Annotated in this window: 15 protein-coding genes; 11 read left to right on the forward strand and 4 right to left on the reverse strand. The window is 67.4% G+C overall.

Translation table 11 applies throughout. The features are described from left to right. Positions 1 to 11 precede the first annotated feature (11 nt). From ftsY to ABD231_RS22925, 3 genes are all read left to right on the forward strand, one after another. The gene (gene ftsY / locus ABD231_RS22915) at positions 12 to 1,190 is read left to right on the forward strand and encodes a signal recognition particle-docking protein FtsY (RefSeq protein ID WP_344155477.1); all 1,179 of its coding nucleotides are present in this window, start codon (positions 12 to 14) and stop codon (positions 1,188 to 1,190) included. 263 nt (positions 1,191 to 1,453) lie between these two features. Then, the gene (locus ABD231_RS22920) at positions 1,454 to 1,861 is read left to right on the forward strand and encodes a YciI family protein (protein WP_344155479.1); all 408 of its coding nucleotides are present in this window, start codon (positions 1,454 to 1,456) and stop codon (positions 1,859 to 1,861) included. Then, complete coding sequence (locus tag ABD231_RS22925) at positions 1,839 to 3,062, forward strand: RNA polymerase sigma factor (RefSeq protein WP_344155481.1); 1,224 nt, start codon at positions 1,839 to 1,841, stop codon at positions 3,060 to 3,062. The genes ABD231_RS22920 and ABD231_RS22925 overlap by 23 nt, the downstream gene beginning before the upstream one ends. On the opposite strand, the gene ABD231_RS22930 is transcribed toward ABD231_RS22925, so the two are convergent. Next, positions 3,034 to 3,993, reverse strand: coding sequence for an asparaginase (locus ABD231_RS22930; protein ID WP_344155483.1), 960 nt, complete (start codon positions 3,991 to 3,993; stop codon positions 3,034 to 3,036). The two genes, ABD231_RS22925 and ABD231_RS22930, sit on opposite strands and share 29 nt — an antisense overlap. A 37-nt stretch (positions 3,994 to 4,030) precedes the next feature. After that, a complete protein-coding gene (locus ABD231_RS22935) occupies positions 4,031 to 4,606 on the reverse strand; it encodes a helix-turn-helix domain-containing protein (protein ID WP_344155486.1) in 576 nt (191 codons plus the stop codon). 58 nt (positions 4,607 to 4,664) lie between these two features. Between ABD231_RS22935 and ABD231_RS22940 the strand changes: the two genes are divergently transcribed. The 3 genes from ABD231_RS22940 to ABD231_RS22950 all read left to right on the forward strand — a co-directional run bounded on the left by ABD231_RS22940 (position 4,665) and on the right by ABD231_RS22950 (position 6,283). Then, a complete protein-coding gene (locus ABD231_RS22940; RefSeq protein WP_344155488.1) occupies positions 4,665 to 5,615 on the forward strand; it encodes an NAD(P)/FAD-dependent oxidoreductase in 951 nt (316 codons plus the stop codon). A gap of 105 nt (positions 5,616 to 5,720) precedes the next feature. Next, positions 5,721 to 6,077 carry an RNA polymerase sigma factor gene (locus ABD231_RS22945; protein ID WP_344155491.1) on the forward strand — a complete coding sequence of 119 codons (357 nt, stop codon included), beginning with the start codon at positions 5,721 to 5,723 and terminating at the stop codon, positions 6,075 to 6,077. Next, entirely contained in the window at positions 6,074 to 6,283 is a 210-nt protein-coding gene (locus ABD231_RS22950; protein ID WP_344155494.1) for a hypothetical protein, read from the forward strand. Before ABD231_RS22945 ends, ABD231_RS22950 begins: the two co-directional genes overlap by 4 nt. On the opposite strand, the gene ABD231_RS22955 is transcribed toward ABD231_RS22950, so the two are convergent. Continuing rightward, a complete protein-coding gene (locus ABD231_RS22955; protein ID WP_344155497.1) occupies positions 6,275 to 6,880 on the reverse strand; it encodes a TetR/AcrR family transcriptional regulator in 606 nt (201 codons plus the stop codon). The two genes, ABD231_RS22950 and ABD231_RS22955, sit on opposite strands and share 9 nt — an antisense overlap. A gap of 263 nt (positions 6,881 to 7,143) precedes the next feature. On the opposite strand from ABD231_RS22955, the gene ABD231_RS22960 reads away from it, so the two are divergent. The 5 genes from ABD231_RS22960 to ABD231_RS22980 are packed head-to-tail and all read left to right on the forward strand — an operon-like array spanning position 7,144 to position 12,708. After that, entirely contained in the window at positions 7,144 to 8,496 is a 1,353-nt protein-coding gene (locus ABD231_RS22960) for an ammonium transporter (protein WP_344155500.1), read from the forward strand. Further along, positions 8,493 to 8,831: a P-II family nitrogen regulator gene (locus tag ABD231_RS22965; protein ID WP_344155503.1), complete on the forward strand. Its 339-nt coding sequence runs from the start codon at positions 8,493 to 8,495 to the stop codon at positions 8,829 to 8,831. The genes ABD231_RS22960 and ABD231_RS22965 overlap by 4 nt, the downstream gene beginning before the upstream one ends. Beyond that, positions 8,832 to 11,090 carry a [protein-PII] uridylyltransferase gene (locus ABD231_RS22970; protein ID WP_344155506.1) on the forward strand — a complete coding sequence of 753 codons (2,259 nt, stop codon included), beginning with the start codon at positions 8,832 to 8,834 and terminating at the stop codon, positions 11,088 to 11,090. It abuts the gene before it with no gap. A gap of 10 nt (positions 11,091 to 11,100) precedes the next feature. Further along, positions 11,101 to 12,156 (forward strand): DUF2332 domain-containing protein, encoded by a 1,056-nt coding sequence (locus ABD231_RS22975; RefSeq protein WP_344155509.1) that lies wholly within the window; start codon positions 11,101 to 11,103, stop codon positions 12,154 to 12,156. Positions 12,157 to 12,201: 45 nt separating this feature from the next. After that, a complete protein-coding gene (locus ABD231_RS22980; protein WP_344155512.1) occupies positions 12,202 to 12,708 on the forward strand; it encodes a hypothetical protein in 507 nt (168 codons plus the stop codon). Here ABD231_RS22980 and ABD231_RS22985 read toward each other — a convergent pair. Further along, positions 12,701 to 13,591, reverse strand: coding sequence for an arginase family protein (locus ABD231_RS22985; protein WP_344155515.1), 891 nt, complete (start codon positions 13,589 to 13,591; stop codon positions 12,701 to 12,703). The genes ABD231_RS22980 and ABD231_RS22985 overlap by 8 nt on opposite strands. Positions 13,592 to 13,763: the final 172 nt, after the last annotated feature.

The following is a 13,763-nucleotide window of genomic DNA, read 5'->3' on the forward strand; positions in this document are numbered from 1 at the left end:
GATGGGGAACCGTGTTGACCCCAGAGCTTGTCACCTTGCTGACTGACCAGGTCCTGATCGCGATCATCGTCGTCGCGGTGGTCGTACTGGGCGGCGCGACCGGACTCGTCGTGACCCGGCGTCGCCGCTCCGCGCTGCCCTCGGCGGACCGCCCGGCCCCGCTCGAGACGGCCGAGCCGACGGTCGGTGAGGATGCCGAGACACCGCGCGACACCCCGACCCGGACGCTCGAGGACACCGAGCTGCCCGAGCCACCGGTGCTCGAGAAGCCCGAGTCGGCGCAGGGCCGACTGGTTCGGCTGCGGGCGCGGCTGGCGCGCTCGCAGGGTTCGCTCGGCAAGGGGCTGCTCGCGCTGCTGTCGCGGGACAAGCTCGACGAAGAGGCGTGGGAGGACATCGAGACCACCCTCATCACCGCCGACGTCGGCGTTGCGCCGACCCAGGAGCTGGTGGAGAAGCTCCGGACCCGGATGCGCGTCGAAGGAGTCGGACCGGCCCAGGCGCGGGAGATCCTCCGCGAGGAGCTGATCGCGCTGGTGAACCCGTCGATGGACCGCTCGCTCGCCGTCACCCGCAAGGAGTCGCAGCCGGCGGTTGTCCTGGTCGTCGGCGTCAACGGCACCGGCAAGACCACGACCGTCGGCCGCCTGGCCCGGGTGCTCGTCGCCGAGGAGAAGCACGTCCTCCTGGGCGCGGCGGACACGTTCCGCGCCGCGGCAGTGGACCAGCTGCAGACCTGGGGCGAGCGCGTCGGCGCCCGGACCGTGCGCGGCCCGGAGGGCGGTGACCCGGCCAGCATCGCGTTCGACGCGGTCAAGGAAGGCATCGCCGAGGAGGCCGACGTCGTCCTGATCGACACCGCCGGCCGGCTGCACACCAAGGCCGGCCTGATGGACGAGCTCGGGAAGGTGAAGCGGGTAATCGAGAAGTCCGCCGAGGTCGACGAGGTGCTGCTCGTCATCGACGCCACCACCGGACAGAACGGCCTCACCCAGGCGCGCGTCTTCAGCGAGGTCATCAACGTCACCGGTCTGGTGCTGACCAAACTCGACGGTACGGCGAAGGGCGGCATCGTGATCGCCGTGCAGCGCGAACTCGGCGTACCGGTCAAACTGGTCGGCCTCGGCGAAGGCGCCGACGACCTGGCCCCCTTCGACCCCGAACAGTTCGTAGACGCCCTCCTCGACTGACCCATCTTTGTTCATGCTGGGCATCTTTGGGCACGCACCAACCACGCAGAGCGCCTCGAAATGGTTGGTGGGTTCACAAAGTGGGTGTTCGCGCACAAAGAGCAGCGCGCCCACCTTTGCGTGAGGGGCGGTGGAGTGGAGACCCGATTTCCGGTCGAACCCACGCCATCTGATACCCCACCGACCCTTGCGGGTGCATAGCATGTCGAGGGCCCGGTGCCGGCTTCGTCCTTCGGGTAAATGCTCACCGAGGAGGACCTGAGATGACCAAGTTTCTGCTGCTGATGAACCATGACGGCGGCACGTCGACGACGACCATGCACGAGTGGAGCGAGGCGGACCGGCAGGCTCACCTGGACCACCTGAACGCGACCCTGGATCGCCTCCGCGAGAACGGTGAACTGGTCGACGTACAGGGGCTCACCTGGCCAAAGCATGCGAAGGTGGTTCGGGCGGCGAGTGTCACGGCGCCGGTGGTGACGGACGGGCCGTATGCCGAGGCCAAGGAGATCCTGGCCGGGTACACGTTGATCGACGTTGAGTCGGAGGAGCGGGCGCTGGAGATCGCCGCGGAGCAGTCCAGTGCGCCTGGGCCTGGTGGCGTGCCGATCGAGCAGCCGATCGAGGTGCGTCGACTGATGGAGTCGGATGCAGACTTCTGGGACATCTGACCACGCGCTCGAGGACCTGCTGCGTGAGCTGACGCCGCAGGTCCTCGGCGTGGTCGTTCGGCGCTGCGGCGACTTCGCGGCGGCCGAGGACGCCGTACAGGAGGCTCTGCTGTCGGCGGCGACCACGTGGCCGCGGGACGGGCAGCCGGACAATCCGAAGGCTTGGCTGATTCAGGCTGCCTCGCGACGGTTCATCGACGAGGTGCGGCAGGCCCAGGCCCGACGCCGCCGCGAGGAACGCGCCGCGTTGCGCGAGCTGCCGCCGGAGGAGGTTGAGGAGCAGGACGACACGCTTCGGCTGTTGTTCCTGTGCTGCCACCCGTCGCTCACCCCGGCGTCGGCGATCGCGCTTACGCTGCGGGCGGTCGGCGGACTCACCACCGCCGAGATCGCCACCGCGTATTTGGTGCCTGAGGCAACGATGGCGCAGCGGATCAGCCGGGCGAAGAGCCGGCTCAAGGGTGCGACCTTCGAGCTCACCGCCGATGCGGACCGGCTGCGCAACGTGCTGCATGTGCTCTACCTGATGTTCAACGAAGGCTATGCGAGCAGCAGCGGCGCAGAGCTGCAGCGCAACGACCTGTCCAGTGAGGCGATCCGGCTGACCCGCGCAGTGCATGCGCAGCTCAAGGACGGACAGGTCACCGGTCTGCTGGCCCTGATGCTGCTGACCGACGCACGCCGCGCAGCACGCACCGGCAGCGCCGGAGAGCTCATCCCACTCGCCGAGCAGGACCGCACGCTGTGGAACGCGGACTACATCACCGAAGGCGTCGCACTGGCAGTCGAAGCCTTCCATGCGCCACCGCTAGGTGAGTACCAGCTGCAGGCCGCGATCGCTGCTCTCCACGACGAGGCAGAGCGCGCCGAGGACACCGACTGGCCGCAGATCTATGCGCTCTACGGACTGCTGGAGGACCTGTCCGGCAACCCGATAGTGAAGCTCAACCGCGCGATCGCTGCGGCCATGGTCGACGGACCCGACGCCGGACTGAAGCTGCTGGAGGCGATCGACGACGAGCTGAAGGACAACCACCGTCTCGATGCGACGCGCGGGCATCTGCATGAGATGCGCGGCGACCACGAGACGGCGGTCGAGTACTTCCGGGCGGCAGCTCGCCGTACGACGAGCCTGCCCGAGCGCGACTATCTGACGATGAAGGCGGACGCCCTCACTGGTACTGAGCGAAGGCCGCAGTGATGTCGTCATCGGTTGCCAGCAGCAACCGGAGCAGCACCCGCGCCTTGTAGGGGTCGAGGAAGCCACCGTCGATCAGTCCGCGCTGCAGCAGGTCGATCTCCGAGCCCGCCGAGGTGTAGGTGTTCCGCACGATCGAGCCGGCGCCGGTCCGCGACGTCAGTACGACGGGCATCGCCGCCGCAAGCTCACCGAGCACCGGAGCGAGCTTCTCCGGGACGTGTCCCACACCGAAGCCAGCCACCACCAGACCGCGATGGGTCTCGGCCAGGTTCTTCAGCAGCAGCCCGTCGTCGTCCATGGTCATCGAGTAGAGCGCCACCTGGTTGGCGTCCAGATCGGCCGGCTCGGCGCTGCCCTGGACACCGTCCAGGCGAACGGGCCGGGCGAGGATGCGGACCTGGTCCTCGACCACGTGACCGATCGGGCCGACGTTCGGCGACACGAAGGTCGCCGTACTGGTGCTGTGTGTCTTGCGTACCCAGCGGGCGGCGTGGATCTCCTCCTTGAACACCACCAGGGCGCCGAGGTCGCGGGCAGCGGGGGAGCAGGCGACGCGGCACGCGGCCACGATGTTGGCAGGTCCATCCGGCCCGGCCAGGGTCGGGTTGCGCATCGCACCGGTCAGCACGAAGGGCTGCGGGTGCGGCCACACCTGATCGACCAGGAACGCCGTCTCCTCGAGCGAGTCGGTGCCTTGCGTGACCACGACACCGGTGGCGCCGGCGGCGACGGCCTTCGAAGCGGCGTCGACGACCTCGAGCATCTTCGCCATCGTCAGGTTGGCACTGGAGACCTTCTCGACGTCCTGGATCTCCACCGCGTGGCCCAGCTCGGCCAGACCCGGTACGGCGGCAGTCAGCTCCGCTCCGGTCAGTCGGCCGTCGCCGACCATCGCAATGGTGCCGCCCAAGGTGAACAACGCGACGCTCACTACCAGCTCCTCCACAGTCCGGACCGACGGCCGAAGATTAGCGGGTGCGCGCCCTGACGTGCATCCGTTCCCCCTGCGGTCCGTACAGGCACAGCATCTCGGCCGGTGTGGTCCCGGCGTTCGCGAACCAGTGCGGCACCCTCGTGTCGAACTCGGCCACCTCTCCCTCGGTGAGGATGAAGTCCTTGTCGCCGAGCACGATCCGGAGCCGTCCGGACAGCACATAGACCCAGTCATAGCCCTCGTGGGTCTTCTGAATGACCTCACCACCCGGCCAGCCCACCGGCACGATCTGCTTGAACGCCTGCAGCCCGCCGGGCCGTTTGCTGAGTGGGATGTAGGTCGCGCCGTGCCGCACGATCGGCTTGGCGTGGATCCGTGGGTCGCCGGTTGTCGGTGCGTCGACGAGTTCGTCCAGCTGCACCTGATGAGCGCGTGCCAACGGCAACAACAGTTCCAGCGTCGGTTTGCGCTGACCGGACTCCAGCCGGGACAGCGTGCTCACCGAGATCCCGGTCGAGTCCGACAACTGCGCCAGTGTCGTGCCCTTCTCGGCCCGCAGCGATCGCAGCCTTGGCCCGACCGCATCCAGCACATCCTCGAAATCCTCCACCTTGCCACTATGGCAAACAATGTTGTCGAAAACGAATGTCATCGCGGATCTTTGCGATATGAAGACGACTGAGTACGACGTGATCGTGATCGGCGGCGGTGCGGCCGGTCTGAGTGGGGCGCTCGCATTGGTGCGGTCGCGCCGGTCGGTGCTGGTGATCGACGACGGTCAGCCGCGGAACGCCCCGGCCGGCCACGTGCACAACTACCTGACCCGGGATGGCACCCCACCGAGCGAGCTCTACGCCATCGGCCGCGAGGAGGTCGCCGGGTACGGCGGTCAGTTCGCCACCGGCACCGTCACGGCGGTCCGGCGCAGTGACGGGTTCACGGTCGAGCTGGCGGACGGTACGACGTACCAGGGCCGGCGGATCCTGGTCACGAGCGGACTGACCGACGTACTGCCTGATGTGCCTGGTCTGGCTGAGCAGTGGGGTAAGGACGTGCTGCACTGTCCGTACTGCCACGGCTGGGAGGTGCAGGACCAGGCGATCGGTGTGCTGGCGACCAGTCCGCAGGCTGTGCACCAGGCGCAGATGTTCCGGCAGTTGAGTGACGACGTCACGCTGTTCCTCCACGACAGCATCGAGCTGACCGATGCGCAGTGGGAGGAACTCGCAGCGCGTCAGATCGCTGTTGTACAAGGCAGAGTCGAGCAGGTCGAGGTGGTGGACGGAAAGCTCACCAGCGTGCGGCTGGCGGGCGGCAAGGTGATCCCTCGCGACGCACTGACCGTGCAGACGGTCCTGCGCTCCCGCGCCGGCTTCCTGATCGACCTCGGCCTGAAAACCGCCGTACTGGAGATGGCCGGGTCCGTCTACGGAGACGCGATTGAAGTCGACGCCAAGGGGGAGACTGCAGTGCCTGGGGTGTTTGCGGCCGGCAACGTGACGGACCCGATGGCACAGGTCCTGCACGCGGCCGGTGCGGGGCTGCGGGCCGGTGCGGCGATCAATGGGGATCTGATCGCAGAAGAGACGCGATTGGCTCTCGCCGCGCGCGGTAGTTGAGAGGTTGAATGGCCTCAGGAGGGGTGGATGCTCGAGACGGTCGACCCGGAGTTCGCTTCGTACGTTGATGCGCGACAGGGTAGATGGCTACGCACTGCGTACCTTGTGTATGGAGAGCTGGAGCGGGCAGAGCACGCTCTGTTGCACGCCTTCACCCGGCTGTCACTGACCTGGCCCAAGGTGGACGATCCGGACGTCTTCGTCCAGCGTTTGCTCTACCAGCCGGCCCTGACGCGGTGGAGCCGGGTGCGGCCGTTTCCGGACAGTGAGGACCCGGTCGAACGGGCCCTCGCGGACCTCACACCCACCCAGCGCACGATCCTCGTGCTCCTGCACCTGGAAGAACTCACCGAGTTCGAAGTGGCCGACGTACTGACCATGTCGCACACCGCTGTGCACGCGCAGGGACTGTCCGCGTTCGAACGGTTCCGCAGAGCACTCACGGCGGGAGAGACCAGATGATGAGGCGTGAGGACGTCGGTCCGCTACTCAGCCAGGTGTCCGACGAACTGCCGGAGCTCGATCTGGCGGACCGGGCCTGGACGGCCGGCGTGATCCTCAAACGCCGCCGACGCCGTACGACGGTCGTCGGAGTGCTGCTGGCGTTGGGAATCGCGCTGGCCGTCCTGGTCGCGTTCGCCTACGGCTGGTTGCCCGTCTCAGGCTGACTCCTCCTGGATCACTCGCAAGGTGATCTCGACCAGATGGTCGGCGTCCTCGATCGCCGGCATCGGCTCGTTCAGCAGGATCCTGAGCACGAACAGACCGGACAGCCACTGCACCATCATCACCGGGTCCGCCGAGCGGCGTACCGGCTCACCGCGGGCCCAGGCGCGTTGCAGGGCAGCCTTTGTGAGCTCGATGCGGCGATCGATCAACGATCGGTAGATGGCCGCGGACCGCTCGTCGCGGTTCGCCTCACTGATCCCCAGCCGCATCAGCGCGACTCCGGCCGGGCTGTTCACGAAGCTCAGGGCGTTCCCGTAGACCTCGCGCAGATCGCCGGCCAGCGAGCCGGTGTCGGCGTCCGGGATCTCGATGTCGAACAGACCGGCCATGGCATCGTTCGCGAGCTCCTCTTTGCTCGCCCACCGCCGGTAGATCGTCGCTTTGCCGACTCCCGCGGCCTCCGCGACATCGTCCACCGTCATTCCGTCGAATCCGCGTTCCAGCAGCAGCTGGACGGCGTACCGGCGGATCCTCGGCTCTGCGTCCGGGTCGCGTGGCCGGCCGCGACGCGGCGTCACCCCGTGATCGATCTCCATTTCGTTCCCTACTTCGGACGGGGGCAGTGGCGCGGCTGCGGTCCCGTGTGGTCCAGGCCAGAGTGCCATACCTGGCCCTCCCGGTACCCATGTCACGCCGATGTCACCTGGGAGGGCGCTTTGTCACATGCCGGAAACATTTGGACCGATCGGCTGAAACGGCGTGTCGGCACCGTGTGCGGTGTGGCTGGGCGCGGGCTCCCCGGAGTTGTGGAGTTCTCCCGATCGAGGACGCCGGCCACCCCCAGATGCAGATGGAAGGGATGACGTTGATGGAGATCAACGCCGGCGATACCGCCTGGGTCTTGGCTAGCGCCGCCCTGGTGATGCTGATGACACCGGGCCTGGCTTTTTTCTACGGCGGCATGGTGCGCGTGAAGAGCGTGCTGAACATGATGATGATGAGCTTCATCACCATCGCCGTCGTCACCATCTTGTGGGTGGTGGTCGGCTACTCGCTGACGTTCGGCGGTGACAACGGGCACGTGATCGGAAACTTCTCCGAGGTCGGGCTGAAGGGCCTGCTGGCGCCGGAGGCGATCACGGGCACCACTCCGACCCTCGCCTTCGTCGCCTTCCAGCTGATGTTCGCGATCATCACCCCGGCGCTGATCTCAGGTGCCATCGCCGACCGGGTGACGTTCCGCGGCTGGATCGCGTTCGTGGTCGGCTGGACCTGCCTGGTCTACTTCCCGGTCGCACACTCGGTGTGGTTCCTGGACGAGGGCAACGGCGGCTGGATCGGCGACAAGCTGAAGGCGATCGACTTCGCCGGTGGTACGGCGGTGCACGTGAACGCCGGTGCAGCCGCGCTGGCCCTGGCGATCGTGCTGGGCAAGCGGATCGGCTGGAAGAAGGACCCGATGCGGCCGCACAGCCTGCCGCTGGTCCTGCTCGGCGCCGGTCTGCTGTGGTTCGGCTGGTTCGGGTTCAACGCCGGTTCGGCGCTGAGCGCGGGCACCACCGCCGCGGTCACCTTCGTGAACACCCAGGTCGCCACCGCGGCCGCCGTCATCGGCTGGCTGATCGTCGAGCGGCTCGTGCACGGTAAGGCGACGACGCTGGGTCTGGCCTCGGGTGCGGTCGCTGGTCTGGTCGCGATCACCCCGTCCTGTGGCGCGGTCACCCCGATCGGCGCGATCATCCTCGGTGTCTTCGCCGGTGCGATCTGTGCCTTCGCGGTCTCGCTGAAGTACAAGCTCGGCTTCGACGACTCGCTCGACGTGGTCGGTGTGCACCTGGTCGGCGGTCTGTTCGGTTCGCTCGCGATCGGCCTGCTCGGTACGGCGGCAGCGCCGTCCGCGGTCGACGGTCTGTTCTACGGTGGCGGTGCCGGCCAACTGGGGCGGCAGGCGCTGGCCAACGTGGCAGTCGGTGTGTACTCCTTCGTGATCGCCTTCCTGCTGGCCAAGCTGATCGACAAGACCATCGGCTTCCGGCTCACCGAAGAGGACGAGATCACCGGTGTCGACCAGGTCGAGCACGCGGAGACGGCGTACGACTTCCTCAGCGCGACGGGTCTGCGCGGCGCATTGTCGGCCCGCCCGGCGCCCGCGGCGGCGACCACGGACAATGGCTCCACCGAGACTTCCGAGAAGGAAGGTGCCAACGCATGAAGCTGATCACCGCGGTGGTCAAGCCGCACAAGCTGGAAGACGTCCGGGCCGCACTGGAGACGTTCGGCGTCACCGGTATGACGGTCTCCGAGGCGAGCGGTTACGGTCGCCAGAAGGGCCACACCGAGGTCTACCGGGGCGCCGAGTACGAGGTGGACCTGGTCCCGAAGGTGCGGCTCGAGGTGGTCGTCGAGGACAGTGACGGCGCCGACGTACTGGACGTGATCGTCAAGGCCGCGCAGACCGGCAAGATCGGTGACGGCAAGGTCTGGGTCACCCCGGTCGAGACCATCGTTCGGGTGCGCACCGGTGAGCTGGACGGAGACGCCCTCTAGATGGCAGATCGGGCAGAACAGCGGCGCGCCCGGGCCGAAGAGGCCGACGCGCTGCTGTACCTGCTCCTCTCCAAGGCTTGTGACGCCCTCGGTGTACCTACCGAGGGCGTTGCCCTGGTCGCGGTCGGCGGCTACGGCCGGGAGGAGCTCTCGCCGTACAGCGATCTCGACGTGATGCTTCTGCACGTCGACGGGTACCCACGGCTGGACGAGCTGGCTGCCCAGATCTGGTACCCGCTGTGGGACTCGCGGACCAAGCTTGACCACAGCGTCCGGACCGTTGCCCAGGCACGTGAGTCCGCGGCGGACGACGTACGAGTTGCACTGGGGCTGCTCGACGCGCGTCATGTCGCGGGGGACTCGCATCTGACGCTGGAGCTGCGGTCCGTGCTGATGGCGGACTGGCGACGTACTGCGAAGACCAGGCTGCCCGAGCTGGCGCAGGCGTGCCGGGATCGGGCGTCCAGCGTCGGCGAGGTCGCCCACCTGGCCGAGCCGGACCTCAAGGAGGCGTACGGCGGTCTGCGGGATGCCGTCGTACTGCGTGCTTTGGTGGCGTCGTGGTTGATCGACATCCCGCATCCCGTGGTGGAGCGGGCCCGGCGGGACCTGCTGGATGTGCGCGACGAGCTGCACACGGTGGCTGGTCGGGCGACTGACCGTCTGGTCGCTGATGTGGCCGGTGAGGTTGCGGCTGGGCTCGGACTGAGTGGTCGGGACGAGTTGCTGCGTCATGTGTATGCGACTGGCCGGACGCTCGCCTATGTGTGCGACATGTCGTGGCGGCGGGTGGAGAGTCTGCTGACTCGGCCTCCGCGCTCGCGGCGGTTCCAACGGACCGGTGGGCCGCTGCTGCTCGCGCTCGATGAGGGTGTCGGCCAGCACGAGGGTGAAGTCGTGCTGATGCCGGATGCGCGGCCGGAGCGGGACGCCGTACTGGGTCTGCGGGCTGCGGCGGTTGCTGCGGATCGTGAGCTCGGTCTGTCGCCTGCTGTCTGCGCGCGGTTGGCTGCCAAGGCGCTCGCCTTGCCTGAGCCCTGGCCTGGTGAGGCGCAGCGGCTGCTGTGTGCACTGCTGGGTGCGGGTAGCGGACTGCTTGAGGTGTGGGAGGCGCTCGACCAGGCCGGGTACATCTCGCGGATCCTGCCGGAGTGGGACACCGTGCGCTTCCGGCCGCCGCAGTCGGCGGTCCACCGCTTCACTGTCGACAGGCACTTGCTGGAGACCTGTGTCGAGGCAGCAAAGATGGTGCGTGACGTACGACGCCCTGATCTGTTGCTGGTCGCCGCACTGCTGCATGACCTCGGTAAGGCGGTCGAGGGCGACCACAGTGTCACCGGTGCGGTGATTGCTGCTCGCATCGCGCGCCGGATCGGCTTCAACGAGACAGACTCCGACACGATCACCCTGCTGGTCCGGCAGCACCTGATGCTGGCGCAGGTCGCCACTCGGCGCGACCTGGACGACCCGATGACGGTTGAGCTGGTGTCAGGGATTGTGCGCGACACCGAGACGCTCGACCTGCTGGAAGCGCTCACGTATGCCGATGCGCGTGCGGCTGGCCCGGCGGCGTCGTCGCCGTGGCGGATGCGGTTGGTCGGCGAGCTATGCCGTCGGGTGCGTGGTGAGCTGGCTGGTGGGGGACAGGGGATGTGGACCGACACTCCACCGATTCCGGTGCCCGAATTGCACCAGGTTGTGGGGATTGGTCGGCTCGGGGTGACCGTGGTCGATCATCACGGGGACCTGCGGGTCAACGTCGCCGTACCGGATCAGGTGGGCACGCTGTCGACAGTGGCCGCCGTACTGGCTGTTGAGCGACTCTCCGTGCGTGCTGCGGTAGTGACGTCGGCTGATGGGCTTGGCATCTCGCAGTGGACGGTGGCCGGCTCGGCGCCGGACCCAGTGCGGTTGCGGGACCGGCTTGCGGTTGCGCTGCGGGACAACACTGACCTGGTACGGCGTTTGGCGGCGCGGGACTCAAAGGCTCCTCGAGTGGCCAGTCGCGTCGATCTGTTGCCGGGGGCATCCGAGACGGCGACTGTGCTGCAGGTGCGTGCTCACGACCGGCCTGGCCTGATGTACGACGTTGCCTCGGCTATCGCGGCGACTGGTGCAGACATCCGTTCGGCACACGTCAGCACGCTGGGCGCTGAGTGTGTGGACGTCTTCTACCTCACCGACCGCCATGGCTCGCCCCTCGAGGAGGAGGACGCGCGCACCACCGCCAAGACGGTTCTGGATCGCCTGACCTTCTAACCTCGACGCCATGGGTGTCGTAGCGGGACTACAGCAGCAAGCCGTCGATTGCGAAGAGCTCGGGTCGCCGATGTACGCCGAGCTGGCGCGGCTCATGGTGGACGACTACGAGCTCGGCGGCGCAACCGCCGGCGTACTCGGAAGCTACGAAGGGCACGAGCGCGACGAGTCCATTGCCTTGCCCCTACTGGGTGCCGTGCACCGGCTCGTGCTGGCAGGAGAGGCGCCGGAGCTTGCAGGCTTCTACCCCAGCGCCGGTGGAGTCTGGGACCCAGTGCTCGGCTGGGAGGCCTTCGCCCAAGTACTGCAGTCCCGAGCCGCCGAACTGCGAGCCACGCTCCTCCAGCCACCCCAAACCAACGAGGTCCGCCGATCCGTCGCCCTGTACGGCGGTCTCCTCCAACTGGTCCACGAGATCCCGCTGCCCGTGCGACTGATGGAGATCGGCTCAAGCGCCGGACTGAACCTCCGAGCCGACCACTTCCGCTACAACCTGGCCGACGGCACGTCGTACGGCCGTGCCGACAGCCCAGTGGTGATCGAAGACGCGTGGTCGGGCCGGCAGATCCCGCACTCACCCCTGCGCATCGCCGAGCGAGTCGGAAGCGACCTGGCACCAGTGAATGCCCTGTCCGAGGAGGGCGCGCGAACACTCACCTCCTACGTCTGGGCAGACCAGCTGGAGCGCCTGACACGACTGCGAGGCGCACTGACGATCGCCCGAGAGGTGCCGGCCGACGTACGACGTGCCGACGCCGTCTCGTTCGTCCGCAGCCTGGAGCTCTCCGAGGGCCACCTGACCGTCCTCTGGCACTCAATCATGTGGAGCTACCTCTCCAAGGACGAGCAGTCAGCCGTAGACACCGCCATGGCCGACCTAGGCGCACACGCGACCGAGTCGACCCCACTGGCCCGCCTCCGACTCGAGCCACCAGGCGAATGGGGCGACGAGTTCCTGGTCGAACTCGAAACCTGGCCAGGCGCCACCCGCCAAGTCCTCGGCCACGCCGACCCCCACGGCCAAGGAATGGTCTGGAGCTTCCCCTCGGCGTCCGGGAACGACTAGGGTGAATTAGGTAAGGCTTACCTAATTCAAGGGAGTTCCGCTCAGATGATGCGTCGTGTCGTTCTGACTCTCACCGCTGCTGTGGCACTGACTGGTGGCGTGGTTGCGCCGGCTTCGGCTGCGCCTGGTAGTGCTTCGAATCTTGGCAAGACCCTGAATGCGTCGAACGCGACCGGGCTGGCGAAGGCTGGGGAGACGATCACTGTTACCGGCAGTGGTTACAACCCGGCCCAGGGGTATTACGTCGCGCTGTGTGCGGTGCCGTCGGACTACAGCTACGGCACTAAGCCCAGTCCGTGCGCCGGTGGTGACGGGCAGGGCGGTACGACGGTTGGGCCGTCCGCGTGGGTGACGAACAACCCGCTCGGTGGCAGCGCGTCGTACCCGATCGCTTCCAACGGCACCTTTACCGCGCAGATCCGGATTGCCGAGGTTAATAGCGGTCTCGACTGTAGTGACCCGGACATCACCTGTGCGATCGTTTCCCGCCGCGACCACTTCGCGGCGAGTGACCGCACTGGCGACGTCTACATTCCGGTGTCGTTCAGCTAAGAGCTGCCACCAGGGTGTCGGTGAGTTCTGCCGCGTAGACCTGCTCGGGATCGAGGTCGGGGTCGTAGATGCCGATGTCGATCCCGACGCATTTCTGCGAGGCGAGCAGTGGGTGCAGGAGGGTCTGCAGTTGGGCGTGGTCGATACCGCCCGGGTCGGGGCTGTCGACCGCGGGCATGATCGCCGCGTCGAGGATGTCGACGTCCAGGTGCACCCAGAAGCCGTCGAGCTCCGCCCGCTCGAGGTGGGTGAGCACTCCGGATGCCGCAGCCGCAGGGTCTTCGATGATGTTGAGGGCGGACCAGTGCGGGATCCCGGCCTCCTCGAGCGTCTCCAGGTAGGACTCGTCCTCGCGATACCCGAGCATCACGGCATCCGTGTCGCGGACGTACGGCGACAATCCCTCCAGGTCGGTCAAATCGCCCTGCCCGCGCCCGGTCACCAGTGCCAACGCCTCGCCACCCGCAGCGCCGACGTACTCGTCGTTGTCGACCGTCCGCATGTCCGAATGGCCGTCGAGGTAGACCACGCCGTACCGGCCGCGCCTCTTCAGTGCGAGCGCCGGCCCGAGCAGGTTGCTGCACTCACCGCCCAGCAGTACGACGAACTTGTCGTCGTCGACCAAGCTGCCGACGCGATCCGCCAGCCGCACGCTGTACGACGCCATCGCGGCGGCGTTGAACACCCCGTCCCCGGGCTTCCAGCACCCGCGGTCGTAGCGAGGCGGCACCACACATCCCGCATCCGCGGCCCCGATCCGCGTCACGATGCCCTGGTCCCGCAATGCCCCGGCCAGTTTGTAGCAGCCCGGCACAGTCCCCTCCACCGGCGGCCGCAACCCCAAGTTCGACGGCCCGTCCAGCACCACCCGACTCCGCGCCACAATGACTCCCTAACCATTGATCAATCGCAATCCGGTTAGCGCATCCTAACCCCGCCCAGGCCGATCATCTGCGGAACGACAGGACGTATCTGTCTGCTGGGTGGTGGGGTGACGCTCGGATGGTGGTGGTCGGGTAGGGCGGTGGGCGTATACGTCCTGTCGGTGCGCGGAT

The sequence above is a fragment of the Kribbella yunnanensis genome (genome assembly GCF_039529655.1).
Lineage (GTDB): Bacteria > Actinomycetota > Actinomycetes > Propionibacteriales > Kribbellaceae > Kribbella > Kribbella yunnanensis.

What these genes read in the sequence shown, in the direction of transcription:
- ABD231_RS22920 (WP_344155479.1), top strand. Translation starts at nt 1,454, where the DNA reads ATGACCAAGTTTCTGCTGCTGATGAACCATGACGGCGGCACGTCGACG.
- ABD231_RS22925 (WP_344155481.1), top strand. Translation starts at nt 1,839, where the DNA reads ATGCAGACTTCTGGGACATCTGACCACGCGCTCGAGGACCTGCTGCGT.
- ABD231_RS22940 (WP_344155488.1), top strand. Translation starts at nt 4,665, where the DNA reads ATGAAGACGACTGAGTACGACGTGATCGTGATCGGCGGCGGTGCGGCC.
- ABD231_RS22950 (WP_344155494.1), top strand. Translation starts at nt 6,074, where the DNA reads ATGATGAGGCGTGAGGACGTCGGTCCGCTACTCAGCCAGGTGTCCGAC.
- ABD231_RS22955 (WP_344155497.1), bottom strand. Translation starts at nt 6,880, where the DNA reads ATGGAGATCGATCACGGGGTGACGCCGCGTCGCGGCCGGCCACGCGAC.
- ABD231_RS22960 (WP_344155500.1), top strand. Translation starts at nt 7,144, where the DNA reads ATGACGTTGATGGAGATCAACGCCGGCGATACCGCCTGGGTCTTGGCT.
- ABD231_RS22965 (WP_344155503.1), top strand. Translation starts at nt 8,493, where the DNA reads ATGAAGCTGATCACCGCGGTGGTCAAGCCGCACAAGCTGGAAGACGTC.
- ABD231_RS22970 (WP_344155506.1), top strand. Translation starts at nt 8,832, where the DNA reads ATGGCAGATCGGGCAGAACAGCGGCGCGCCCGGGCCGAAGAGGCCGAC.
- ABD231_RS22975 (WP_344155509.1), top strand. Translation starts at nt 11,101, where the DNA reads ATGGGTGTCGTAGCGGGACTACAGCAGCAAGCCGTCGATTGCGAAGAG.
- ABD231_RS22980 (WP_344155512.1), top strand. Translation starts at nt 12,202, where the DNA reads ATGATGCGTCGTGTCGTTCTGACTCTCACCGCTGCTGTGGCACTGACT.